The organism is Nonomuraea sp. NPDC047529 (genome assembly GCF_040642995.1).
In the GTDB taxonomy this organism is placed as follows: Bacteria; Actinomycetota; Actinomycetes; order Streptosporangiales; family Streptosporangiaceae; genus Nonomuraea.
The window spans coordinates 38,330-59,838 of the sequence record NZ_JBEYTJ010000009.1; the positions used below are offsets into that span (position 1 = coordinate 38,330).

Consider the following 21,509-nt stretch of genomic DNA (forward strand, 5'->3'; position numbering starts at 1 on the left):
TCGACGGGATCACGCCGTCGGCCCCAGGGGCTCAGCCGCGCGATCGGGCGTTGAGCCGGGCGGCCTGGCGGGTGAGGTGGTCGCGTTCGGCAAGGCTGGGCGCCGACCGGGCGGCCTCGGCGTAGAGCCGGGCCGCGGTGACCGGTTCGCCGTCGCGCTCGTGCAGGTACGCCGCGACGGCGGCGTACCTGGGCAGGGCGGGGTCGAGGTCCGCCAGGGCGGCCAGACCGGCGCGCGGACCGTCGGCCTCGCCGACGGCGACGGCCCGGTTGAGGCGGGCCACGGGGTTGCCGGTCAGGCGCACCAGCTCGTCGTACCACTCGACGATCTGCACCCAGTCGGTCTCCTCGGCCGTCGGGGCGTCGGCGTGCAGCGCGGCGATGGCGGCCTGGGCCTGGAACTCGCCCAGCCGGTCGCGGGCGAGGGCCGCCTGGAGCACGTCGACGCCCTCGGCGATCAGGCGGGTGTTCCACAGGGCGCGGTCCTGCTCGGCGAGGGGCACCAGCCGTCCGTCGGGCGCGGTGCGCGCCGGACGCCGGGCGTGGTGCAGCAGCATGAGCGCGAGCAGGCCCGCGACCTCCTCATGCTTGATCCGCGCCGCGAGCCTGCGGGTGAGCCGGATCGCCTCGCCGGCGAGGTCGACGTCGCCGGAGTAGCCCTCGTTGAAGACCAGGTACAGCACGCGCAGGACGGTGGCGACGTCGCCGGGCTGGTTGAACCGCACGCCCGAGACCATGCGCTTGGCCCGGCTGATCCGCTGGGCCATGGTCGCCTCGGGCACGAGGTAGGCCTGCGCGATCTGGCGCGTGGTCAGGCCGCCGACCGCGCGCAGCGTGAGCGCGACGGCCGAGGCCGGCGTCAGGGACGGGTGCGCGCACAGGAAGTACAGCTGGAGCGTGTCGTCCACCGCCTCGGCCGGGCCGGGCGGGGGCTCGCTCTCGACGCGGGTCTCGCGTTGCCGTCGCGAGGCGTCGGCGCGGGCGACGTCGAGGAACTTGCGCCAGCCGACGGTGACCAGCCAGCCCTTGGGGTCGTGGGGCGGGTCGTCGGGCCAGACGCGTACGGCCTCGGCCAGGGCCTCCTGCACGGCGTCCTCGGCCGACGCGAAGTCCGCTCCGCGACGGACGAGGACACCGATCACCGCGGGCACCAGCTCCCGCAGCAGCGACTCGTTCACTCGATCACCGAGGGACGCTCGACCAGGAACGGGCGCAGTTCGAGCCACTCGTGGATCGGCTTCCCCCCCGCCCCCGGCGCCGCCGACAGCTCGCCGGCCAGCTCCACCGCCCGCTCGTGGCTCTCGACGTCGATCACCATCCAGCCGGCGATCAGGTCCTTGGTCTCGGCGAACGGGCCGTCGGTGACCGGCGGCCGTCCCTCGCCGTCATAGCGGACGAACGTGCCCTCCGGGGAGAGCGCCTGACTGTCGACGAATTCGCCGGTCTCCTCCAGCCGGGCGGCGAAGTCGCGCATGTACTGCAGATGCGCCGAGACCTCCTCCGGCGTCCACTGGTCCATCGGCGCGTCGTTGACCGACGCCGGCGCGCCCCGGTAGTGCTTGAGCAGCAGGTACTTGGCCATCAGCGTTCTCCTTCGAGCTGTACGGTCCAGTGTGGCCCGTGTTCCGCTGCTGGGACGGAGCCGGACTCCGGTTCTCGACATCCCGCCGCAAAGAAATTTTCAGCGGGCCGCCTGTCCGCCGGCGGTCCCGCTCGTAACGGACATACGGTTTGATATCGGGATGGAATTGACGAAGGACTTCACGCCGGAACAGTTCGAGCAGGGCTTGGAGTCCTGGCGCTGGATCGGGCTGGAGGGCAAGGTGCCGGTGCTCGCGTCCCTGTTCGGGGACGTCATCCTCCAGGCGGCGGACGGCTTCTGGTGGCTCGACGCGATGCAGGGCAGCCTCACCCGATCCTGGGAAGGACGCCGACGCGCTGCTGGCGGAGCTGAGCACCGTCGACGGCCGGGAGCACTATCTGCTGGCGAGCCTCGCGCAGGCGGCCGAGCAGCGAGGTCTGACTCCGGCCGCCGGACAGGTGTACGACTTCACGCGCCCGCCGGTTCTCGGAGGCGAGGTGGACGTGGACAACCTGGGAGTGATCGACTTCGTGGTCGGGCTCAACATCGCCGGCCAGATCCACGAGCAGGTACGCGCCCTGCCTCCCGGCTCGCCCGTCAGCGAGATCACGACGAGCTGAGCCCGCCGGCGGCAGGGCTCGCCACCCGGGGCCGCGCCGACCGCTCGGCACGCCTCCCTCAGGCGATGCCGGTCGTCGTCCAGCGACGGAGTTTGTCGGGGTTGCGGACCACCCAGATGTTCTTGATCCGGTCGTCCGCGACCTCGAACGCGAACACCGTCACGACGACGCCGTCCTGCCGGGCCACCAGGCCGGGCTGGCCGTTGACCGCGCATTCGAGGAACGTCATGTCGTCGGGCCGCAGGCGGGCGATCTCGACCCAGGCGCGGGCGATCTGCTCGCCGCCTTCGATGGGATGCGGGAAGGTGACGGCCAGGCCGCCGCCGTCGGCGATCGCCTTGGCGTCGGGGTCGAGCAGACCGATCAGCGCGTCGATGTCCTTGGCCTCCCATGCCTGCTTGAAGTCCCTGACGACGCCGGCGGACCGGGCGGCCGGGGTCGTCAGGGAAGGCCGCGAGGCCCGGACGCGGCGACGGGCCGAGGAGGCCAGCTGGCGGCACGCCGCCGGGGAACGGCCGACGATCTCGGCCACTTCGGCGAAGGAGTGGCAGAAGACGTCGTGCAGGACGAACGCGACCCGTTCGGCCGGGGTCATCGACTCCAGCACGACCATGAAGGCCAGGCTGACCGACTCGTCCAGGGTGACCCGGTCGGCGGGGTCGGTGACGGCGCCGTCGGGGAGCGGCTCGGGGATCCACTCACCCACGTAGGTCTCCCGCCGGGCTCGTGCCGAGCCGAGCACGTTGAGGCAGACGCGACTGGCGACCGTCGTCAGCCAGGCGCCGGGCGACCTGATGGCGTCCTGTTCCTCCCGGGACATGGCGTACCAGCGGGTGTAGGTCTCCTGGACGGCGTCCTCGGCCTCGGCCAGCGAGCCCAGCAGCCGGTAGGCGAGGTTGGTCAGGTGACGCCGCTCGCTCATGATCGCGTCCAGGCTCGGCTCCGGCTCGGATCGGGTGGTCATGGCGCCTTCGCTCCCTGTGTCGTGGTTGTACTCACCCGTTCGACAAGACGGCGCACCGAAATGTGAGGCGACGTATCGTCCTCACATTTCTCAGGGCTGCGTTGTCGAACCGCTGAGAACCCACCCATCATCCAGCGAACAGGAAGCACAGGGACATCATGACCATCTCCATCACGGAAACCCCCTTCGCCGACGCGGCGTCCTCGGAGCGCCTGGAGCGGGCGGCCGCCGCGCTGACCGCGCACGGCTTCACCGTCGAGATCCTCGACGACGCCGCCGCCGCGCGTGCCCGGGTCAGGGAGCTGATCCCCGCCGGAGCCGGCGTGTTCACCGGGGCCAGCGAGACCCTCCGCCTGTCCGGCATCGAGGAGGACCTCAACACCGGCACCCGGTACGAGGCCGTCAAGCCGCGCACCCTGGCCATGGACCGCAGCACCCAGGCGGACGAGATCCGGCGGCTGCGCGCCAGCCCCGACGTCGCCGTGGGCAGCGTCCACGCGGTCACCGAGACCGGTTCCATCGTGATCGCCTCGGGCAGCGGCAGCCAGTTGCCCGGCTACGCCGGCGGCGCCGCCCGCGCGATCTGGGTCGTCGGGGCGCAGAAGGTGGTGCCCGACCTGAGCACCGCGCTGCGCCGCGTCGAAGAGCACTGCCTGCCGCTGGAGAACGCCCGTGCCCTGGCGGTCTACGGGTCGCCCAGCGCCGTCAACCGCCTGCTCATCCTCCACGCCGAGTACCAGCCCGGACGCGGCACCGTCCTGCTGCTCCGCCAGCCCATCGGATTCTGACCCGCCACCGGGCCGGAACCCACCGGCTTGACCTTGACGCTGCGTCAACTTCTAGCATCCGGGCCATGTCCATCAACCTTCTTGACACCTACTCCGCCATGCGGCGGATTCTGCTGGCCCCCGTCGCGGAGCGCGCCGGTCTGCTGCGTTCGATGCTGGAGCCCAACAGCGGCATGTACCGCTACCAGCCCGGCGAGATCGACCTGGTGGCCATTCACCGCGAGACGTCCGGGTTCCCCATCGACCGGGACGAGGAGCGCTGCCTCGACGCGCTGGAGACCCTGGCGGCGGCCGGAGCCTGGGAGCGGATGCGGCGGGCGCTCGACGACGCTCTCGCCGTGCTGCTGGAGGCGATGCCGGGGTTCGAGGCCCCGGACATCACCGTGCTGTTCGTCCTCGGCGATCCGGCCGACCAGCACTTCATGGGTCCCTGCCTGGGAGTGACCGGGTTCGGCGGCATCTCGGGCAACATCGCCATCACGTTGTGGCCCTTCCCCGAGAACGTGGAGCGGCTGGAGGCCACCGTCGTGCACGAGCTCCACCACAACCTGAGGTTCAGCCCCGGCGGCGTGGTGTGGGACCCGATGACCGTCACCGTCGGCGAGCACATCGTCTCCGAGGGCCTGGCCGACGCCTTCGCCCGCAGCCTCTACGGCGACGAGCTCGGCCACGCCCGCCTCGGCGTGCCGCACCTGAAGGACGACGCCGTCTTCGACAAGGTGCTCACCGGGCTCGACGTGACGGGCATGCAGAACTTCACCGCCTGGGTGCACGGCGACCCCAGCGCCGAGCGCTTCGGACTCACCCCGGTGGGCCTGCCGATGGGCGCCGGGTACGCCGCGGGCAACCGCCTGGTCGACGCCTACCTGGCGGCGACCGGGCGGAGCGCGGTGCAGGCCCTGCACGCCGACAGCTCGGAGGTCATCGCGGCCACGCTCGGCCGCGGGTGACACTGGAGGGATGGAATGGACGATCCAGGAACTCGCGGTCAGGGCCGGCGTCACCAGCCGCACCCTGCGGCACTATGACAGCTTCGGGCTCCTGGCCCCGTCCCGGGTCGGCGCGAACGGGTACCGCTACTACGACTCCACCTCGGTCGTCCGGTTGCAGCGGATCCTGCTGATGCGCCGGCTCGGCATGGGTCTGCCGGCCATCGCCGAGGTCCTGGCCGACGAGGTCGACGTGTGCGACGGGCTCCGTGCCCACATCACCGCGCTGGAGGAGGAACGGGACCGCGTCGAACGGCAGATCCGCTCCGCGCGCGACACGCTCGACGCCCTGCGCGCGGGGACGGAACCGCAGCAGGACGTCATGCTGGCCGGGTTCAACGACCCCTACAAGGACGAGGTGATCTCGCGCTGGGGCGAGCGCGTGTTCCGGGTGAGCAACGACTGGTGGCACGGCAAGACCCTCGACCAGCAGCGGGCCTGGAAGCAGGCCGCCGAGGACCTGGTCGCCGCCTGGGTCGCCGCGGCGCGGTCGGGGATCTCGCCGACCTCGGAACCCGCCCAGGCGATGGCCGCCCGGCACGTCCGGTGGCTGAGCCGGATCCCCGGCACACCCACGGCCGACGGCGACCGGGAGCGCTCGATCGAGATGGTGACCTGCCTGGGCGACATGTACGTCGACGATCCCCGCTTCGCCACCATGTACGACGACGCCGACGGCGCGCGGTTCGTCCGCGACGCGCTCCAGGCGTACGCGCGGACCCGGATGTGACCCACGCCGGCCGCCGGAAGGGCCGCGGACACCCCTCGCATCTCCGGACGGACCGGGTGATGATCGGGCCATGCGGGCCTTATTCCTGTGGCTGTTCGCGGCGCTGGTCGTGGTCTCGGCGTGCGGCGACGCCCCGAAGAAGGACGACGCCCCCAAGAACCCGGCGCTGCGGGCCGAGCTGCTGACGATGCTCAAGGCGGACCAGGAGCAGCGCACCCTGGAGGCCGGCCAGGAGGACTGGGACCGGGTCGAGAAGGCCAACACCGAGCGCATCCGGCAGATCCTCGACGCGTACGGCTGGCCGGGGTTCGAGCTGGTCGGCAAGGACGGCGCGCGGGCGGCGTGGGCGCTCGTCCAGCACGCCGACCGCGACCTGCCCCTGCAGCGCCGGGGCCTGGAGATGATGCGGCGGGCGGTGGACGACGGCGACGCCGACCCGTCCGACCTGGCCTACCTGGTGGACCGGGTACGGGTGGCCGAGCACAGACCCCAGGTGTACGGGACGCAGTGGGAGACCACCCCCGAGGGCCGCTGGCGCCCCCGCACCCCGATCGAGGACGAGGCGCGGGTGGACGAACGGCGCGCGGCGGCGGGGCTCAAGCCGCTGAAGGAGTACCTGAAGGAGCTCCGGTCGGCGAAGTGAGCCCCGCGCCTTCCGGCGTCCTCAGAAGTAGCGGGACGTCAGGTCCGTCGTGGGCCAGGAGGAGACGCTGACCTTGTTCATGTCGTCGTCGATCGTGTCGAAGTCGAGCGACCCGGTCTCCTCCCTGCGGTTGAACACGACCGCGTAGCTGAAGCCGTTCTGCAGCCGGGCCAGGTAGGAGAACGTGCCGGGCATCGAGCCGTCGTGCCAGGTGTTGAGGTGGCCGGTGACCTGGCGCACCCACCAGCCGCCGCCGTACCAGGAGCCGTACTGGTTGACGCCGATCTCCGGCTTGGCGAACAGCTTGGCGATCGAGGCCGAGGTCAGCACCGTGCCGGGCTTGTCGAAGGCGAGCGTCCAGCGGACCAGGTCGACGGCGGAGGCGAGCCAGCCGCCGTTGGCGTCCTGGTTGGGCATGTTGAAGCCGCCGTACTGGTAGGGGACGACGGTGCCGGAGGTGTCCACCACGGACTTGTTCGTGTACTGCGACTCGTAGGCGACCTCGCCGGGCGCGGCCTCGTTCCTGAGGCTGAGGCCGAGCCGCATGCGGGTGATGCCGAGCGGCTTGAGCAGCTTGGTCTTGACGTACGACTCGTACGACATGCCGGAGACCTTCTCGATGACGCGTCCCAGCAGCAGGTAGCCGTAGTTGCTGTAGACCATCTTGGCGCCGGGGTCGAAGTCGAGCCGCCGGGCGGTGGCGTACTTGATGATGTCGGCGTGGCTGATCGGCAGCGGCACGTCGAGCGCGGCCGAGATGGTGTGGTCCAGCCAGAGCTGGTCCTTGGAGACGTCGCGGTCCCAGCCGCCGAGGTGCTGCATGAGGCGCAGTACGGTGACCTGTCCCATGCGGGTGTCGAGCGGGGTGAGCCCGAGGAGCTGGGTGACCTTGGCCGACAGGCTGAGCTTGCCGTCCTGCACCAGGCGCATGATCGCGGCGGAGGTGATGTTCTTGCTCAGGCTGGCGATCCGGAACAACGACGTCGGCGACACCGTCGGCAGGGCCCTGGAGAAGTCGTTGTAGCGGTAGCCCCGGGCCAGGACGATCTTGCCGCTCTTCATGATGGCGAGCTGCGCGGCGGTGATCCGCCGGTCCAGCACGAACTTCTTCACCACGTTGTCGAACCCGGCCAGCGAGGCGGGGGCGATCCCCGACATCTCGACCCCGGGCATCGGCCTCGCCGCCCGCGCGGCCGTTCCGGGCGCGAGGACCGCGGCCGGTACCGCGATCGCGCCCGCTTTGAGAAGGTTTCGCCGGGACAGCAGCGTCACGTCAGGCCCCCAAGTCACATCCGTAGCAATAGGCCACGTATCTTACGGATGTTTCGGTCATCCTTGACAAGAACCTGCCAGATCGCCCAGCGAACACGGGCGGCCCGGCGACCTCGGCCGCCGGGCGGAGAACCGGGAAGGCTAGGCCCGCGTCATGGTCGACTGGTAGCCGCCGCCGGGCCACTCCCAGGCGCCGGCGTTGGTGTTGCCGTCCTCGCTGAACTTGCCGACGAAGCGGGCGGGCGAGCCCTGGTCGCCGTACCAGATGGTCAGCGTGTCGCCGCTGACCTCCCAGGTGTACTTCAGGATCTCGGCGCCCTGGCCGAAGAGGTGCGACTTGAGGGTCTTGCTCTCCTCGTCGTAGCCGATGTACTCCACGGCCTTGGTGTCGGCCAGGTCGACGTGCTGGACCAGGAAGTTGCCGCCCTCCAGCCACTCGAAGCGCACGGTGCCGGCGTCGGCCGGCACGCCGTCCTCGACGTTGCTGACCCGCCAGGTGCCGATGAGGACGTCCAGCTGCCGGAGCGCGGGATTGGGGGATTTATCAGTCATTGGTGGTTTCCCTCCGTTTCAGGGTGACAGTGCACGGCTTGGCGCGGCGGGACCAGCGGCCCGATGCCGTCCGGCGAGAGCCGGTGATTCGCGACTGACCTGCGAGGACACCGATCGGCGGCACTCCGGTCGCGCGTCCAGCATCCCCTGGGATCGAGCCGATTGTCCACTGAAAGAGCACGTTGGAAGAAGCCGCGACACGGGCGCCGTGCAATTCTCGGGAGAAATGCTTTCGTGCGGGAATTGTCGCGCGGCAGCGAATAGGCTGGAGGATTTTCATGGATTCGCCGTCGGTCTCACGCAGGCCGACGGCCCGCATCCCCGGCGCCGCTCCCGTCCCCGCCCTCCCTGTTCCGTCGCCGGCCGCTCGCGTGCCCCTCGTCCCGAGCAGGCCGTCCATCCCGATCCCAAGGAGCCGCATGTGAGCCGCCGTGGCTGGGTGCTGTTCGCGCTGATGTCCGTGATCTGGGGCATCCCCTACCTCCTCATCAAGGTCGCGGTCGGCGGCGTGCCGGTGCCCGTGCTGGTCTTCGCGCGCACCGCGATCGGCGCCGCGCTGCTCCTGCCGCTGGCGATCCGCGGCGGGCAGCTCGCGATGGTCCGGCGGTACTGGCGGCCGGTCATCGCGTTCGCCTTCCTGGAGATCCTGGCGCCCTGGTGGCTGCTGTCGGACGCCGAACGCCGGCTGACCAGCTCCACCAGCGGCCTGCTGATCGCCGCGGCCCCCATACTCGGCGTGGCGCTGGCCCGCCTGAGCGGCGGCGGCGAACGGCTCGGCAGGGCCCGCTGGGCCGGGCTGGTGGTCGGGCTGGCCGGCGTCGCCGTGCTGGCCGGGCCGCACCTGAGCGGCGGGGACGCCTGGTCGATGGGCGAGGTGCTGCTGACCGCGCTCTGCTACTCGATCGCGCCGCTCATCGCCGACCGGTACCTGCGCGACCTGCCCACCCTCCCGCTGACCGCCGCCTGCCTCACCCTGGCCGCGCTGGTCTACACGCCCGCCGCGATCTGGACCTGGCCGTCCGCCATGCCCAGCGGGCAGGTGCTGGCGGCGCTGGCCGGGCTGGGCGTGGTCTGCACCGGGCTGGCGTTCGTGGTGTTCGTGGAGCTCATCAAGGAGGCCGGGCCGTCGCGGGCGCTGGTGTCGACGTACATGAACCCGGCGGTGGCGATCGTCGCCGGGGTGCTGATCCTGGACGAGCCGCTGACCGCCCTGATCGTCGTCTCGTTCGTGCTGATCCTGGGCGGGTGCGTGCTGGCGACCCGCGCCGAGGAGGAGACGCCCGCCCCCGCGGCCCCGCCGGAGCGGGCGGAAGAACTGGAAGTACGGTCCTGACCCTTTCTCGCTGACAGGAAGCTGCCGGGCGCGGGCAATTAGCTGAAGCCCGCGTTCCCGATACCGAAGTCGCACATCGAACAAAATCATTGGTATCCGGCAACCAAGAAATCGATGGGTGACCTCCGATGACCACAGAATTGCTCCGCGATTTCATCGCGCACACCAAGAGAGAACCGTCCGCGCCGGCGCTGCGCACCCGGACGGAAATCGTCAGCTACGCCGAACTCGCCGCACGGGCCGGACGGGCCCAAAAGGAACTGGACGCCCTTCCGCCGGGCCCGGTCGCGGTGCTCGCCCGCAAATCGCCGCAGGCGGTCGCGCTCGTGCTCGGCTGCCTGGCGGCCGGCCGGCCGCTGCTGCTGCCGCCGATCGACCTCGGCACGGTCGCGCTCGGCGAGCTGTGCGCGCGGGCGGGCTGCGTCGAGGTGCTCGCCGCCACCCCCGAGGACGCCGCCGAGCACCCGGACGTGGTCACCACCGTGATCGGCGGGCACGGCGACGGGCCCGCCGTCCCGGAGCCGGTCGCGGTCGACGAACAGGACACCGCGTTCATGCTGACCACCTCCGGCTCGACCGGCGCGCCGAAGATCGTGCCGCTGCCGGCGGGCGCGGTGGCCCGGTTCACCGGCTGGGCCGGGGAGGCGTTCGGCCTGGGCCCCGGCGAGGTGGTGTTCAACTACGCGCCGCTCAACTTCGACCTGTGCCTGCTGGACGTGTGGGCCACGCTGCGGCACGGCGGATGCGTCGCCCTGGTCGACCCGGCCCTGGCCGCCAACCCGCGCTACGTCACCGACTTCTTCACCGCCTCGCGGGTCACCGTCGTCCAGGGCGTGCCCATGCTGTACCAGCTGCTGGAGGAGGGCGTCTTCCCCGCGGTGCGGCATGTCGTCGTCACCGGCGACCACGCGCCGGTCCCCCTGCGCGCCGGCCTGCCGCGCAGGTTCCCGCGCGCCCGGCTGCACAACGTCTACGGCTGCACCGAGACCAACGACAGCTTCTGGCACGAGTTCGACGCCGCCGAGGCCGCCGGGCCCGGCCCCCTGCCGATCGGCCGGCCGCTGCCCGGCGTCGTCGCCGCCTTCGGCCCGGACCTGGCGCCCGTCCCGCCGGACGACGGCGGCACCGAGCTGCTGGTCTGGACGCCGTTCCAGACCACCGGGTACGTGACACCGGACCCGGCGGCGGCGACCGGCCGGTTCGTGACCGGGCCCGACGGCCGCCGCTGGTTCCGCACCGGCGACCTGGTCCGCCGGGACGCCGCCGGCCGGCTGTTCCTCGTCGGCCGGGACGACTTCCAGCTCAAGGTGCGCGGCATCCGGGTCAATCTGGAGCAGATCGAGCGGGTGCTGCTGGAGCACGACGACGTCGTGGAGGCCGCCGTCGTCCCGGCCGTGGACGGGGCCGAGACCCGGCTGACCGCGTTCGTCCGCGGGACCGGGCCGGGGCGGCTGTCGGGGCTGCGCCTGCGTACGCACTGCGCGATGCGGCTGCCGCGGGCCGCGATCCCGTCCGCCATCAGGCTGGTCGAGCAGCCGTTCCCGCGTACCTCGACCGGAAAGGTGGACCGGAAGCGCATCGGCTGACACGCAAAGCCATATTGCGGGCACGCGCATTCTCGGAGATGCCGCCGCGTGCGCGCGCGTGTGATGCTGCCTTTCGTGGACATCACACGCCAGATTAAAGAATTCGTGGTGACCGAGTATCTCCCCGATACTCCGCCCGACGAACTCGAGGCCGACTACGACCTTTTCCGCAACGGGGTCATCAGCAGTCTGGGCCTGTTGAAGCTCATCGGCTGGATCAAGGACAGGTTCGACGTCCCGGTCGACGAGCTCGACATCGCCCCGGAGAACTTCCGGACCGTGGCGGCCATTCGTGAATTCGTCGGAAACGCATTATCAGCACCAGCAGAACGGACACTGCAATGATCATCCGCAAGATTTCTGACGTGACGCCGGTCGAGTGGGGGAACGGCCTGAGCCACCGCTTCCTGGTCGAGCGCGACGGCATGGGCTACTCGCTCACCGACACGATCGTCTGGGCCGGCACCAGCTCCCCCCTCCAGTACCGCAAGCACCTGGAGGCGTGCTACTGCATCAGCGGGCGGGGCGCCGTGATCGACGCCGACGGACGCCACCACGTCCTGGAGCCGGGCACCATGTACGCCCTCGACCAGAACGACCCGCACCACCTGATCGCCGACCCCGGCGAGGACCTGCGGCTGATCTGCGTCTTCTCCCCCGCGCTGCAGGGCGACGAGCGCCACCGGCTGGCTGAGGCTCAGTTCTCCCACTACTGACGGATCTGGTCACCCATGGACGAGTGGAGCGACACACACCGCGAACTCCGGGCCGAGTTCGCGGACTGGTACGAGGTGCTGGGCGAAGGCCACCTGGAAGCCGATCGGGCGGCGGGCCTGCCCGCGGAGAAGTGGGAGCAGGTGCGCGCCTCCGGCCTGCTGCGCCTGCCGTTCGCCCCCGAGTGGGGCGGCCGCGGCCTGGACCTGCTCAGCACCATGTACGTCCTGGAGGGGCTCGGCGAGGGCTGCCGGGACGGCGGGCTGTGCTTCTCGCTCTGCACGCAGATCGTGAGCGCCGGGATCCCGCTGCAACGCTTCGGCAGCCCCGAGCTGAAGGCCCGCCACCTGCCCGGCATCTGCGACGGGACGACGATCACCGCGCACGCGATCACCGACCCCGGGGGCGGGTCCGACGTGCTGGGCATGGGCATGACCGCCAAACAGGACGGCGACGACTGGATCCTCGACGGCGACAAGGTGCTCGTCACGAACGGCCCGGTCGCCGACCTGTTCGTGGTCTACGCGGTGACCGACCGGGACCTGGGCCCCTTCGGCCTGACCGCCTTCCTGGTCGAGAAGGACACCCCGGGCCTGCTGACCGGCCCGGACGTGCCCAAGATGGGGTTGCGCACGTCCCCGCTCGGGGAGCTGACCTTCCGCGACTGCCGCGTCCCGGCCGGGAACGTGGTGGGCCGGCCCGGCATGGGGTTCACCGTGCTGGAGCACGTGATGCGGTGGGAGATCCTGTGCTCCTTCATCGTCCAGGTCGGCGCGATGCGGCACCGGCTGGACCGCTGCGTCGAGCACGCCTCCCGGCGCCGCCAGTTCGGCCGTCCGATCGGTTCGTTCCAGCTGGTCGCCGGGCGGATCGTGGACATGAAGATCGACGTGGAGACCGCGCGGCGCTGGCTGTACGACGCCGCGCGCGGCTTCGTGGCCGGCCGGGACGTCGCCACCGACGTCGCGATCGCCAAGGTGGTGGCCAGCGAGGCGAACGTCAGGTCGGCGCTGGCCGCGATCCAGATCTTCGGCGGCAGCGGCTACCTGACCGGGACCGGGCTGGAGAAGGACCTCCGGGACGCGGTCGGCGGCACCATCTACTCCGGCACCTCGGAGATGCAACGGATCCGCATCGCCCGGATGCTCGGCCTCAAGGAGTCACACACATGACCGCTGACCTGGCCCCCACGAAGTTCCTCGACGCCGGCCACCCCGTGGTGCGCGAGTTCGCCGAACGGGCCGTCGAAGGCGCCACCACCCCCACCGAGCAGGCCGTGCGCCTGTACTACAAGGTGCGGGACGACATCCTGTACGACGTCTACGACATCGACATGTCCCGTGACGGCCTGCGGGCCAGCACGATCATCGCCCGCGGCAGCGGCTTCTGCCTGCACAAGTCGGTCGTGTACGCCGCCGCCGCCCGTTCCCTCGGCATCCCGTCCCGGCTGGTGTTCGCCGACGTGCGCAACCACCTGGCCTCCGGGCGGCTCAAGGAGCTCGTCGGCGGCGACGTGTTCCGCTTCCACGGCCTGGTCTCCGTCCAGCTCGAAGGCCGCTGGGTGAAGGCCACCCCCGTGTTCAACAAGCTGCTCTGCCGGCTGTACCGCCTGAAGCCCCTGGAGTTCGACGGCGCCGCCGACAGCGTCTACCACCCGCACGACGAGTCGGGCCGGCGCCACATGGAGTTCCTGCACTGGCACGGCGAGTTCGACGACTTCCCCTACGAGCTGGTCCTGGAGGGGTTCCGGACCGCCCACCCCGGGCTGCTGGGCGGCCGGGACCAGACCGTGCAGGGCTCGCTGGCCGCGGAAGCGGGCGTCTGACACCCATCGACGAAGTCCCCTTGAGAGGTATCCGTTGAACGAGCGCGTCAAATACACCCTGAACGAGGACGACATCCCGTACACGTGGCTGAACATCGCCGCGGACTTCGGCGAGCCGGCCCCCATCCTCGACCCGGCCACCGGCGCGGCGATCAGCCGCGCCGAGCTGTGCAGGACGATCGCCGAACCGCTGGTGGACCAGGAGCTCAGCACCGAGCCGGAGTTCGAGATCCCCGGCCCGGTCCGCGACATCTACCGCCAGTGGCGGCCGACCCCGCTCTACCGGGCCCGCCGCCTCGAACGCGCCCTCGACACCCCCGCCCGCATCTACTACAAGTACGAGGGCGTCTCGCCGGTCGGCAGCCTCAAGCCCAACTCCGCGGTGCCGCAGGCGTACTACAACAAGCAGGTCGGCAAGACCGGGCTGGTCACCGAGACCGGCGCGGGCCAGTGGGGCAGCTCGATCGCCTCGGCCGCGGCGATGTTCGGGCTGAGCGCGCAGGTGTTCATGGTGGGCGTCAGCTACCGGCAGAAGCCGTACCGCAGGGCTCTGATGGAGGCGTACGGCGCGGTCTGCAACTCCAGCCCCAGCCCGCTGACCGCGGCCGGCAGGGCCGTGCTGGCCGAGGACCCCGACCACCCCGGCAGCCTCGGGATCGCCAAGTCCGAGGCGCTGGAGGTCGCCTACGCCAACCCCGAGCTGGGCTACACGCGCGGCAGCTCGCTCAACCACGTGTGCGCGCACCAGACCGTCATCGGCCAAGAGGCGATGCTCCAGATGGAGCTCGCCGAGGACTATCCCGACATCGTGGTCGGCCCCTGCGGCGGCGGCAGCACGCTGGCCGGGATGTGCTTCCCGTTCCTGCGCGACAAGCTCCGCCGCGGCCGCGACATCCGGCTCATCGCCGCCGAACCGGTCGCCTGCCCCACCCTGACGCGTGGCCGCATCGCCTACGACCACTCCGACGCCGCCCGCCTCACCCCGCTGTCGCGGATGCACACGCTGGGCCACAGGTTCGTGCCGCCGCCCGTGCACGCCGGTGGGCTGCGCGCCCACGACATCTCGCCGCTGATCAGCCGGGCCGTCGAGAACGGGCTGATGGAGGCGGTCGCGATGCGGCAGAACGACTGCTTCGAGGCGGGCGTGCTGTTCGCCCGCGAGGAGGGCATCGTGCCCGCCCCCGAGTCCGCGCACGCGGTGCGCGCCGCCATCGACGAGGCGCTGCGCTGCCGCGAGGAGGGCCGCTCGAAGGCGATCCTGATCGCCCTGTCCGGGCACGGCCACTTCGACCTGGCCGCCTACGAGAAGTACCAGGCCGGGCTGCTCCCCGACGACGAGCCGACCGACGAGGACCTCGAACACGGGCTGTCGAGCATCCCCGACCTCGCCCGCGCCTGACCGGATCGCGAACCGCGGCCTGCCTCCATCAGGCGGGCCGCAACCGCGTCCGGCCCGCGCCGCTAGCGCTCCTTGAGTCGGAGCGCCTCCTTGCGGTTGTCCGCCTGGACGGTCCGCTCCCGCTCCAGCCAGTCGGGGTTCTCCGCCTTCAGGGCGTCGATCTCGGCGGTGGTGAGCGGCTCGGTGATCCCGCCCCTGAGCAGGCCCGAGATCGAGACGCCGAGCTTCGCGGCGACGACCTGCTTGGGATGCGGCCCGTTACGACGCAGGTCGGCGAGCCACGCGGGCGGCTTGGCCTGCAGCTCGTTCAGCTCGTCCCTGGAGACGACACCCGCCTGGAACTCCGCGGGCGTGGCCGAGAGAAGGACACCCAGCTTCTTGGCCGCCGTCTCGGGCTTCATCGTCTGGATGCTCTTCGGTTTGGACGAGGTCATGGCCCCAAGCCTAGCCAGTCGGAACACCGTCCCCGACATCGATACCCTGAGGACGTGACTGACGAGACAGGCAGCGGCTTCCGGCTGGCGTACGTGCCCGGCGTGACCCCCGCCAAGTGGGCCGGCGTCTGGGCCGAAAGGCTGCCCGACGTGCCGCTGACCCTGCTCACGGTCCCCAACCTGGAGGCGCTGGGCCTCCTGCGGGAGGGCGACGCCGACGCGGCGTTCGTCCGGCTGCCGATCGACCGCGAGGGCCTGAGCGCGATCCCCCTCTACGTCGAGACCACGGTGGTCGTGGCGCCCAAGGACCACGCCGTGACCGCCGCCGACGAGGTGACCCTCGCCGACCTGGCCGACGAGGAGATCTTCCATCCCCTCGACGACACCATCGAGTGGACGCCCCTGCCCGGACAGCCGGCCTTCACCCGTCCCGCCACGACGGCCGACGCGATCGAGCTGGTGGCCTCCGGCGCCGGCCTGCTCCTCGTCCCCCAGTCACTGGCCCGCCTCCACCACCGCAAAGACCTCACCTACCGCCCGGTGACGGACGCCCCCCAGTCCCAGGTCGCCCTGGCCTGGCCCACGGACGCGACCACCGACCTGGTGGAGGACTTCATCGGCATCGTGCGCGGCCGCACGGCGAACAGCTCCCGGGGCCGCGCCCCCGCCTCACCTCCGCAGAAGCAGGCACAGAAGCCAACGCAGAAGCCGACGCAACGCCAGTCCCCCAAGCCCGCCCAGAAAAGCTCGGGCCGCCGCGCCGCGCCGACCGGCCGCAAGAAGAAGGGCCCCCGCCCCCGCTGACCGTTCGTCCGGACACCGGGCAGGGGCTTGACGCCGAGGACGGCGCGACTAGTTTCTCTTAGGAAGCTTTCCTGAGAGTGCACTGCCTGACGACCCGCTGGAGGTCAGCACATGCGCGCGAGAAAGCACTTGGCCCTGCCCCTCGCCACCGTCCTCACCGCCGTCGCGTTAGCCGGCGCCGCCTCCCCCGCACATGCCTCCCCGACCGGCTGCACCACCGGCCGCGACGGCAAGACCGCCTGGGCGTACTGCACCGGCGGCACCGGCAACTACGCCGTGGTCATCCGGGTCACCCATCCCGACCCGCAGGTCGGCTCCTGGCCCGAGGGCGGCCCCTGCGTCTCCCCTGGCCAGCGGTCGGAGTACACGCCGTACCACAACATCCCGTTCACCGTCACCGGCATCGCCTACTGCTGAGGCACGAGCAACCCTCACCTCTCCCCGCCGGGGGGAGGCGAGGGGGCTCGCCTACCTGATGATGAGACCGGCGTCCGCGAGAACGGACAGGAACAGACCTCCGCACAACAACGCGATGGGCCACACCTTCTGGGTGAGGGCAACCAGGATGCCGGCGAGGAGCGCCAGCAGGGCGAGGATGGTGAGGGCGTCCATGTGAGTGTTCCTGCCCGTCGGGGGTGGTCTCAGGCGCCGGGGGTCAGAGCTCGCCGAGCTTCGGGATGATCTCGCTGAGGACCCAGAGCGCCAGACCGAGTGCGAGCAGGTTGACGCGCGCTCCGCCGATGTTGAAGGCGGACAGGACGAAGCAGGCCAGGGCGAGGATGAGCAGAATGAGAGTGATCATGCCGGCTTCCACTTCTGTAGCTGGGGTGGTTGCACAGCGCTACCCGTGATCATCCGAAGTAGGCATGACGAAAGGGTCTCGGTCCCTGGTCAGCCTTCCTGAGGAGCGCGTCGCCCCTGGGGACGGCAACCCGGCCTGTCAGCCCGCGGCGGCGAGCTGGAGGAAGTGGATGGCCGTGTTGGCGCGACAGCCGATCCGTTCGTACACGGGCTGTCCGGCCGGCGTGGCGTGGAGAACCAGCCGCCGGTGCCCGCTCCGCCTGGCGCCTTCGTGGATCGCCTTACGGGTGACGGCCTCGCCGTACCCCTTGCGCATCTCCTCGGGCAGGGTGGCGACGAGCGCCAGGAAGATCGAACCCGGGCCGGCGACGGTGGCGGCGCAGGTCACCGGCCGTCCGTCGCGGTATCCGAGATAGGCGTGGACGTCGCCGCGCCACAGTTCCGAACCCGCCAGGGCGGCCCTGCCCGCCTCCGGCGTCATGCCGTAGGCACGTGCGTTGACGTCGCCGTACGCGGCGAGGTGCTCCTCGCTCTCCACCCGCCGGAACTCCAGGTCCGGATGGCACGGCTCAGGCACCGACAGGTCGCCCGCCATGCCCCGGCCCGAGAACGCCACCTCCAGACCGGCCTCGGCGACGCGCTGGGCCAGGCTCGCCTTCGCCTGGGAGCTCAGCAGATCCTCGAAGACCCACAGATACCCGCTCTCGGACCTGGCCCTCATGAACGACGCCGCCCGTGCGAGCTGTTCGCCGAGCGCGTCCGCCGAGATGTCCGCGCCGGCGAGGGTCACGGTGTTCCAGAACCCGAACGAGCTGTCAGCCCACATGTGGACGATGCCGTCATCCGTACTGATCCGGCCGCCCCGATCCCGCACCAAGGCGCTCCAGACGGCGACGAGATGATCCCTGGACTCCAGCGCCTCTTCGAGGGATGACACAGCAGAAGCCCCTTTCGCAAGGCAACAGCGCCATCAGAGCCGGGCCCGGCTCCCTGATCCCAAGGCGGATGGTACGGCCTGAGAACCGTGGCCGCACCGGATCGGCGCCTTCATCTCGTGTGCGCGCAGCCGCGACCTGACCGGTGGGCGACACCGGCGAGCACCAGGTCGAGTTCCGCCACCGAGTCCTCCAGCGCGGCACTCTGGTCCGGGGCGCGTGCGATGTCCAGGGCGCTCTCGCAGATCCCCCCGTACAGCAGTGAGGTCACGGGGTCCAGCGGCCGGTCCGGGATGCACCCGGCCTCGATCGCGATGGCCAGCCCGCGGCGCATCTGCTCCTTGCACCCCGCCTGGATGTCCCGCATGGCGGTCCAGCCGAGCGCCCCCGGCGCCTCGACCAGCCTTCTGGTCTGCGGCGAGAACGCGCCACGGGTCACACCGACCCTGGCGCAGATCTCGTCCACGGCGGTGGCGGAGAAACCGTCGCCGAGCCGGCCTGGGGGCCGACCGTCAGGCCGCGACGCCCCTTCAGACCTCAAGAAGAAGAACGCTCACCGGCTACGAATGGCCGCTTCGATACGCAGAGCCAGCCCCGCGACCACTGCGAGCATGAAGACGCCGAGCATCTGCCACGTCGGCTCACCATCGCCGAACACGAGCGCCCCGACACACAGCGCTCCACCGAGAACGAGAAGCGCGGTACCGACCGCACTGACCATTTCGATCTCGCCGCGATCGTCTCTCGACTTCTCATCCCGTACGGGTTCATCCGATTCCGCCACGGCGGAAAGCCTTCCATGCGCATCCACAATGCGGAAAGCCCCCAACCGTCCGCCGCGAATGGTTGCCCATGAAGGCAGTCGTGGCCCGGACAGAAGACCGTTGCCACTCAGAGGGTTACTCGACGGGAATGGCCTGGCCGTGCTCCAAATAGATGATCCTGCCAAGCTCCCGCGCCGTGACGGCCGCTTTGAGGCGACGGGCAAGCCGCTCGATCAACAATCCGTCCAGTTCTTCGACGGAGTGAAACTCATAGGCGCTCAGTTCCTTGTCCACGAACCTGATCTGCCTGAGCAGTGCGTCGTCCAACGTGCCGCCGTCGAACACGAACAGGACCCTGTCGCCCGCCTTCGGGGAAGGCGACCAATCGACCACGAGAAGGCGCCCGATGGCCGGCCGAATACCCAGCTCCTCTTGCACCTCCCGAATGCAGGCCTCGTACGGGGTCTCCCCCGGCTCGACACACCCACCCGGAATGTCCATGAACGGCTTGTACGTAGGACGGACGAGAAGCACACGACCACGGTCGTCCAAGAACAGCGCCCCGGACGCGGCACGGGCCCGGGCGAACGGCGGAACGCCCTGATCGTTCACAACTTCGACCCTACGCCAAGGCACTGGCCTGCCCCGAGACGCACCGCCCAGGGCAGGAGCCGCAAGCTGGAAATCAGCCTCGTGGTCGAGGCGAACAACCGCCTACGGCTCATTCGTGAGACCCACCGCGCCGTTCAGCCCGCGAGGTGCTTACGTCCTTTGTCCGTCAATGACGCCAGATGTACTGCTACACCGAAGCTGGTGAAGCCCGACCTGGCCGCGTCCGTGAACGCTGCGATCACGGCCTCTGACCGGTACTCCTTGACCAGGACGTCGTAGGCTGCGAACTCGTGGTCCCGGATGGCGGCGAGGACCATGTTCGTGGTCAACTCGGGGTGATTCACGATCTCCTCCAGCAGGTCGCCTCGCCCCCCAGAGTCCCACCGTCCGCCCCGGCCTGCCACCCTCAAAAACCGTCCCGATAGCCGCCCCAGCCCGTACCGCCCGTCCACCGGGACACCGAGTAGCCACGAAACGGTACAGGCTTGCCTGCAGCGGAATGATCGTCCGCCACCATGAGATCCGTGATCTTCACCTTCAGTCGATCGACCCGACGACGGGCTCGGCCGCGTAGTGGGTCGGCGTCAGGGCGACCCCGGTGGCCCGTGCAGCCAGCGCGAGGGCGAGAGCGGTGGAGGTCCCCGTGTCGGCCTCTCCGTCCAGCGGCATGCTCAGCTCTCGCATATGGGTCAGCAGGTGGTCAGGGTCGGTGCCGTCCCGCCCGCCGGGGAAGAACGGCTCGAATTCCGTCACCACCACCTCGTCGACGGCGTAGACGAAGTACTCGTCCATGGTGATGCCTGTGATGACCCTCGCCATCTCCGTCCCTTGCGAGAGGGTCTCCGGGAGTGGCTGCCCATGATAATCAATCAGGACCGCGCCTCCGTCTGCCGCGTAGGCGGCAATGCCCACTTCGCGCGAGGTGTCCCCGGGACCGGCTCCAATCCGACGCAACGCTTCCTCCGGCGACAGGCCCCGCACGAACGTCACACCGACCAGATCACTGTCCTTCTGGCACTCCTCAACGAACCAGCCATACCCCATCGACGACACACTGCCCATCCCCTTCGTATCTGCTAAAAACGCGCCCTTTCGAGAGGGACAGACTATGGCCGACCGACTGCGCCGCCCATTACCGAGTTCGGCACCCGAACCTCGGCAGCTCCCTTTCGACACCTTCCGTATCTACGACAACCGCACAGGCGGTCCCCGGCCAGGGCGGCTATCCGTTGTCGCAGCCACCGCGCCCGAGAGTCCTTGGAGTCGAAGACTTATGAATCGCCTTACGAGAACCTGCGCAGTCATCGCAGCAGGTGCCGTCTTCGTCACCGCATTGACCGGCTGCGGAGCAATGTGCGAGGCACAGGCGAAGAAGGAGATCAACCAACTGAAGCAGATCGTGTTGGCACTTCTCCCTGTGACCGTCGCCGAGACTGTCATGGAAGAAGACGACTGTGACTCCGGAAGCGGCGGTTCCCTTGTCTTCAGCGCACAACCCACGATGACCAGCGAGCAGATTTTCGAGAAGTTCCTCGCCAAGGGATGGAGTCGAATCGATGATCCCGAAGAAGACGGGTGCCTCCGTTGTGTCGACGGACTCGACGGCGTAAGCACCGAGTGGGATGGCCAAGAGGTCTATCTGACGATCAGCAACTCGGACGACGGCGCCATGGCCATCCTGGCGGCGTTCACCTGACATGCGGCCCGCAAGCCACCACCTCGATCTTCCTGGGCAAGAACTCGACCCAGCCCCGAACACTGGATCATCCGAGCCTCGGTGCTCACCGCCTCGACCGGCTGCGTCCGCTCTCAAGATCGCAGCATGGCCCGAACCTTCGGTCGGTGCCGCGCCCTCAGCGGTCTCCGGGACGCGATGAGGTCCGTGGCTTGCGGTCAAGGACGTCGCAGCTTCACCGCAAGGAAGGACGGCACTTGGTGGAGCCTGTCGTAGGCGGCTTCGTCGATCTCCCGGAGGTCGGCCGTGGGGCGCGGTTCGATCAGCTGCTCCAGCACGAACCCTGCCGCCAGCAGCTCTCCCAAAAGGTCTCCAAGAACAGGCGTTGGTAGTGGAGCCTCGGCCGGTACGTCCGTCTGGGCGAGGAGACCTCCGCCCGCATCACCGCCGAACACGACCCCGCGGCCCGCCGACGCTCCCGCTGACTT

The 21,509-nt window shown here is 70.1% G+C and carries 30 protein-coding genes; 15 read left to right on the forward strand and 15 right to left on the reverse strand.

Going from position 1 to position 21,509, the window contains the following annotated elements; translation table 11 throughout:
• Nucleotides 1–31: 31 nt before the first annotated feature.
• The gene (locus tag ABZ815_RS16275) at nucleotides 32–1,177 is read right to left on the reverse strand and encodes a DUF6596 domain-containing protein (protein ID WP_357698386.1); all 1,146 of its coding nucleotides are present in this window, start codon (nucleotides 1,175–1,177) and stop codon (nucleotides 32–34) included.
• Complete coding sequence (locus ABZ815_RS16280; RefSeq protein WP_357698388.1) at nucleotides 1,174–1,581, reverse strand: YciI family protein; 408 nt, start codon at nucleotides 1,579–1,581, stop codon at nucleotides 1,174–1,176. The genes ABZ815_RS16275 and ABZ815_RS16280 overlap by 4 nt, the downstream gene beginning before the upstream one ends.
• Before the next feature lie 359 nt (nucleotides 1,582–1,940).
• On the opposite strand from ABZ815_RS16280, the gene ABZ815_RS16285 reads away from it, so the two are divergent.
• Nucleotides 1,941–2,201 carry a T6SS immunity protein Tdi1 domain-containing protein gene (locus tag ABZ815_RS16285; protein WP_357698937.1) on the forward strand — a complete coding sequence of 87 codons (261 nt, stop codon included), beginning with the start codon at nucleotides 1,941–1,943 and terminating at the stop codon, nucleotides 2,199–2,201.
• A 58-nt stretch (nucleotides 2,202–2,259) separates the two neighbouring features.
• On the opposite strand, the gene sigJ is transcribed toward ABZ815_RS16285, so the two are convergent.
• Complete coding sequence (sigJ, locus tag ABZ815_RS16290) at nucleotides 2,260–3,165, reverse strand: RNA polymerase sigma factor SigJ (protein ID WP_357698390.1); 906 nt, start codon at nucleotides 3,163–3,165, stop codon at nucleotides 2,260–2,262.
• 158 nt (nucleotides 3,166–3,323) lie between these two features.
• On the opposite strand from sigJ, the gene ABZ815_RS16295 reads away from it, so the two are divergent.
• From ABZ815_RS16295 to ABZ815_RS16310, 4 genes are all read left to right on the forward strand, one after another.
• On the forward strand, nucleotides 3,324–3,953 hold the full coding sequence (locus tag ABZ815_RS16295) for an LUD domain-containing protein (RefSeq protein WP_357698392.1): 630 nt from the start codon (nucleotides 3,324–3,326) through the stop codon (nucleotides 3,951–3,953).
• Between the two features lie 65 nt (nucleotides 3,954–4,018).
• Complete coding sequence (locus tag ABZ815_RS16300; protein WP_357698393.1) at nucleotides 4,019–4,903, forward strand: DUF2268 domain-containing putative Zn-dependent protease; 885 nt, start codon at nucleotides 4,019–4,021, stop codon at nucleotides 4,901–4,903.
• A 10-nt stretch (nucleotides 4,904–4,913) separates the two neighbouring features.
• The gene (locus tag ABZ815_RS16305; protein WP_357698395.1) at nucleotides 4,914–5,672 is read left to right on the forward strand and encodes a MerR family transcriptional regulator; all 759 of its coding nucleotides are present in this window, start codon (nucleotides 4,914–4,916) and stop codon (nucleotides 5,670–5,672) included.
• A gap of 70 nt (nucleotides 5,673–5,742) precedes the next feature.
• On the forward strand, nucleotides 5,743–6,315 hold the full coding sequence (locus ABZ815_RS16310; protein WP_357698397.1) for a DUF6624 domain-containing protein: 573 nt from the start codon (nucleotides 5,743–5,745) through the stop codon (nucleotides 6,313–6,315).
• A 21-nt stretch (nucleotides 6,316–6,336) separates the two neighbouring features.
• On the opposite strand, the gene ABZ815_RS16315 is transcribed toward ABZ815_RS16310, so the two are convergent.
• Together ABZ815_RS16315 and ABZ815_RS16320 are read right to left on the reverse strand one after the other, a co-directional pair.
• Nucleotides 6,337–7,488, reverse strand: a complete 1,152-nt coding sequence (locus ABZ815_RS16315; protein ID WP_357698399.1) for a serine hydrolase domain-containing protein — start codon at nucleotides 7,486–7,488, stop codon at nucleotides 6,337–6,339.
• A gap of 240 nt (nucleotides 7,489–7,728) precedes the next feature.
• Nucleotides 7,729–8,139: a hypothetical protein gene (locus ABZ815_RS16320; protein ID WP_357698400.1), complete on the reverse strand. Its 411-nt coding sequence runs from the start codon at nucleotides 8,137–8,139 to the stop codon at nucleotides 7,729–7,731.
• A gap of 421 nt (nucleotides 8,140–8,560) precedes the next feature.
• On the opposite strand from ABZ815_RS16320, the gene ABZ815_RS16325 reads away from it, so the two are divergent.
• The 7 genes from ABZ815_RS16325 to ABZ815_RS16355 all read left to right on the forward strand — a co-directional run bounded on the left by ABZ815_RS16325 (nucleotide 8,561) and on the right by ABZ815_RS16355 (nucleotide 14,996).
• Nucleotides 8,561–9,472, forward strand: a complete 912-nt coding sequence (locus tag ABZ815_RS16325; protein ID WP_357698401.1) for a DMT family transporter — start codon at nucleotides 8,561–8,563, stop codon at nucleotides 9,470–9,472.
• Between the two features lie 128 nt (nucleotides 9,473–9,600).
• On the forward strand, nucleotides 9,601–11,058 hold the full coding sequence (locus tag ABZ815_RS16330; RefSeq protein WP_357698403.1) for an AMP-binding protein: 1,458 nt from the start codon (nucleotides 9,601–9,603) through the stop codon (nucleotides 11,056–11,058).
• A 75-nt stretch (nucleotides 11,059–11,133) separates the two neighbouring features.
• Nucleotides 11,134–11,403, forward strand: a complete 270-nt coding sequence (locus ABZ815_RS16335; protein ID WP_357698405.1) for an acyl carrier protein — start codon at nucleotides 11,134–11,136, stop codon at nucleotides 11,401–11,403.
• Nucleotides 11,400–11,774 (forward strand): ectoine synthase, encoded by a 375-nt coding sequence (locus tag ABZ815_RS16340; RefSeq protein WP_357698407.1) that lies wholly within the window; start codon nucleotides 11,400–11,402, stop codon nucleotides 11,772–11,774. Before ABZ815_RS16335 ends, ABZ815_RS16340 begins: the two co-directional genes overlap by 4 nt.
• Before the next feature lie 15 nt (nucleotides 11,775–11,789).
• Nucleotides 11,790–12,944 (forward strand): acyl-CoA dehydrogenase family protein, encoded by a 1,155-nt coding sequence (locus ABZ815_RS16345; RefSeq protein WP_357698408.1) that lies wholly within the window; start codon nucleotides 11,790–11,792, stop codon nucleotides 12,942–12,944.
• Nucleotides 12,941–13,597, forward strand: a complete 657-nt coding sequence (locus tag ABZ815_RS16350; protein ID WP_357698410.1) for a transglutaminase family protein — start codon at nucleotides 12,941–12,943, stop codon at nucleotides 13,595–13,597. The genes ABZ815_RS16345 and ABZ815_RS16350 overlap by 4 nt, the downstream gene beginning before the upstream one ends.
• A 34-nt stretch (nucleotides 13,598–13,631) precedes the next feature.
• Nucleotides 13,632–14,996, forward strand: coding sequence for a TrpB-like pyridoxal phosphate-dependent enzyme (locus ABZ815_RS16355; RefSeq protein WP_357698412.1), 1,365 nt, complete (start codon nucleotides 13,632–13,634; stop codon nucleotides 14,994–14,996).
• Between the two features lie 62 nt (nucleotides 14,997–15,058).
• Here ABZ815_RS16355 and ABZ815_RS16360 read toward each other — a convergent pair whose 3' ends face one another.
• Nucleotides 15,059–15,430 (reverse strand): DUF5997 family protein, encoded by a 372-nt coding sequence (locus ABZ815_RS16360; protein ID WP_357698414.1) that lies wholly within the window; start codon nucleotides 15,428–15,430, stop codon nucleotides 15,059–15,061.
• Nucleotides 15,431–15,484: 54 nt separating this feature from the next.
• On the opposite strand from ABZ815_RS16360, the gene ABZ815_RS16365 reads away from it, so the two are divergent.
• Together ABZ815_RS16365 and ABZ815_RS16370 are read left to right on the forward strand one after the other, a co-directional pair.
• Nucleotides 15,485–16,234, forward strand: a complete 750-nt coding sequence (locus ABZ815_RS16365) for a LysR family substrate-binding domain-containing protein (RefSeq protein WP_357698415.1) — start codon at nucleotides 15,485–15,487, stop codon at nucleotides 16,232–16,234.
• 111 nt (nucleotides 16,235–16,345) lie between these two features.
• Nucleotides 16,346–16,651 carry a hypothetical protein gene (locus ABZ815_RS16370; protein ID WP_357698417.1) on the forward strand — a complete coding sequence of 102 codons (306 nt, stop codon included), beginning with the start codon at nucleotides 16,346–16,348 and terminating at the stop codon, nucleotides 16,649–16,651.
• A 51-nt stretch (nucleotides 16,652–16,702) separates the two neighbouring features.
• On the opposite strand, the gene ABZ815_RS16375 is transcribed toward ABZ815_RS16370, so the two are convergent.
• From ABZ815_RS16375 to ABZ815_RS16410, 8 genes are all read right to left on the reverse strand, one after another.
• Nucleotides 16,703–16,846: a hypothetical protein gene (locus tag ABZ815_RS16375; RefSeq protein ID WP_357698419.1), complete on the reverse strand. Its 144-nt coding sequence runs from the start codon at nucleotides 16,844–16,846 to the stop codon at nucleotides 16,703–16,705.
• A gap of 43 nt (nucleotides 16,847–16,889) precedes the next feature.
• The gene (locus ABZ815_RS16380) at nucleotides 16,890–17,036 is read right to left on the reverse strand and encodes a hypothetical protein (RefSeq protein ID WP_357698421.1); all 147 of its coding nucleotides are present in this window, start codon (nucleotides 17,034–17,036) and stop codon (nucleotides 16,890–16,892) included.
• Between the two features lie 138 nt (nucleotides 17,037–17,174).
• Entirely contained in the window at nucleotides 17,175–17,972 is a 798-nt protein-coding gene (locus ABZ815_RS16385; protein WP_357698423.1) for a GNAT family N-acetyltransferase, read from the reverse strand.
• A gap of 110 nt (nucleotides 17,973–18,082) precedes the next feature.
• Nucleotides 18,083–18,436, reverse strand: a complete 354-nt coding sequence (locus ABZ815_RS16390; RefSeq protein WP_357698425.1) for a hypothetical protein — start codon at nucleotides 18,434–18,436, stop codon at nucleotides 18,083–18,085.
• 87 nt (nucleotides 18,437–18,523) lie between these two features.
• The gene (locus tag ABZ815_RS16395; RefSeq protein WP_357698427.1) at nucleotides 18,524–18,754 is read right to left on the reverse strand and encodes a hypothetical protein; all 231 of its coding nucleotides are present in this window, start codon (nucleotides 18,752–18,754) and stop codon (nucleotides 18,524–18,526) included.
• A 115-nt stretch (nucleotides 18,755–18,869) separates the two neighbouring features.
• Entirely contained in the window at nucleotides 18,870–19,346 is a 477-nt protein-coding gene (locus tag ABZ815_RS16400; RefSeq protein ID WP_357698429.1) for an NUDIX hydrolase, read from the reverse strand.
• Nucleotides 19,347–19,480: 134 nt separating this feature from the next.
• The gene (locus tag ABZ815_RS16405; protein ID WP_357698431.1) at nucleotides 19,481–19,690 is read right to left on the reverse strand and encodes a hypothetical protein; all 210 of its coding nucleotides are present in this window, start codon (nucleotides 19,688–19,690) and stop codon (nucleotides 19,481–19,483) included.
• Between the two features lie 193 nt (nucleotides 19,691–19,883).
• Nucleotides 19,884–20,408, reverse strand: a complete 525-nt coding sequence (locus tag ABZ815_RS16410) for a DUF6461 domain-containing protein (RefSeq protein ID WP_357698433.1) — start codon at nucleotides 20,406–20,408, stop codon at nucleotides 19,884–19,886.
• A 211-nt stretch (nucleotides 20,409–20,619) separates the two neighbouring features.
• Here ABZ815_RS16410 and ABZ815_RS16415 point away from each other — a divergent pair, with 211 nt between their 5' ends.
• Nucleotides 20,620–21,042 carry a hypothetical protein gene (locus ABZ815_RS16415; protein ID WP_357698434.1) on the forward strand — a complete coding sequence of 141 codons (423 nt, stop codon included), beginning with the start codon at nucleotides 20,620–20,622 and terminating at the stop codon, nucleotides 21,040–21,042.
• 197 nt (nucleotides 21,043–21,239) lie between these two features.
• Here the strand turns inward: ABZ815_RS16415 and ABZ815_RS16420 are convergent, their stop codons facing one another.
• Nucleotides 21,240–21,386, reverse strand: coding sequence for a hypothetical protein (locus ABZ815_RS16420; RefSeq protein ID WP_357698436.1), 147 nt, complete (start codon nucleotides 21,384–21,386; stop codon nucleotides 21,240–21,242).
• Between the last annotated feature and the right edge of the window lie 123 nt (nucleotides 21,387–21,509).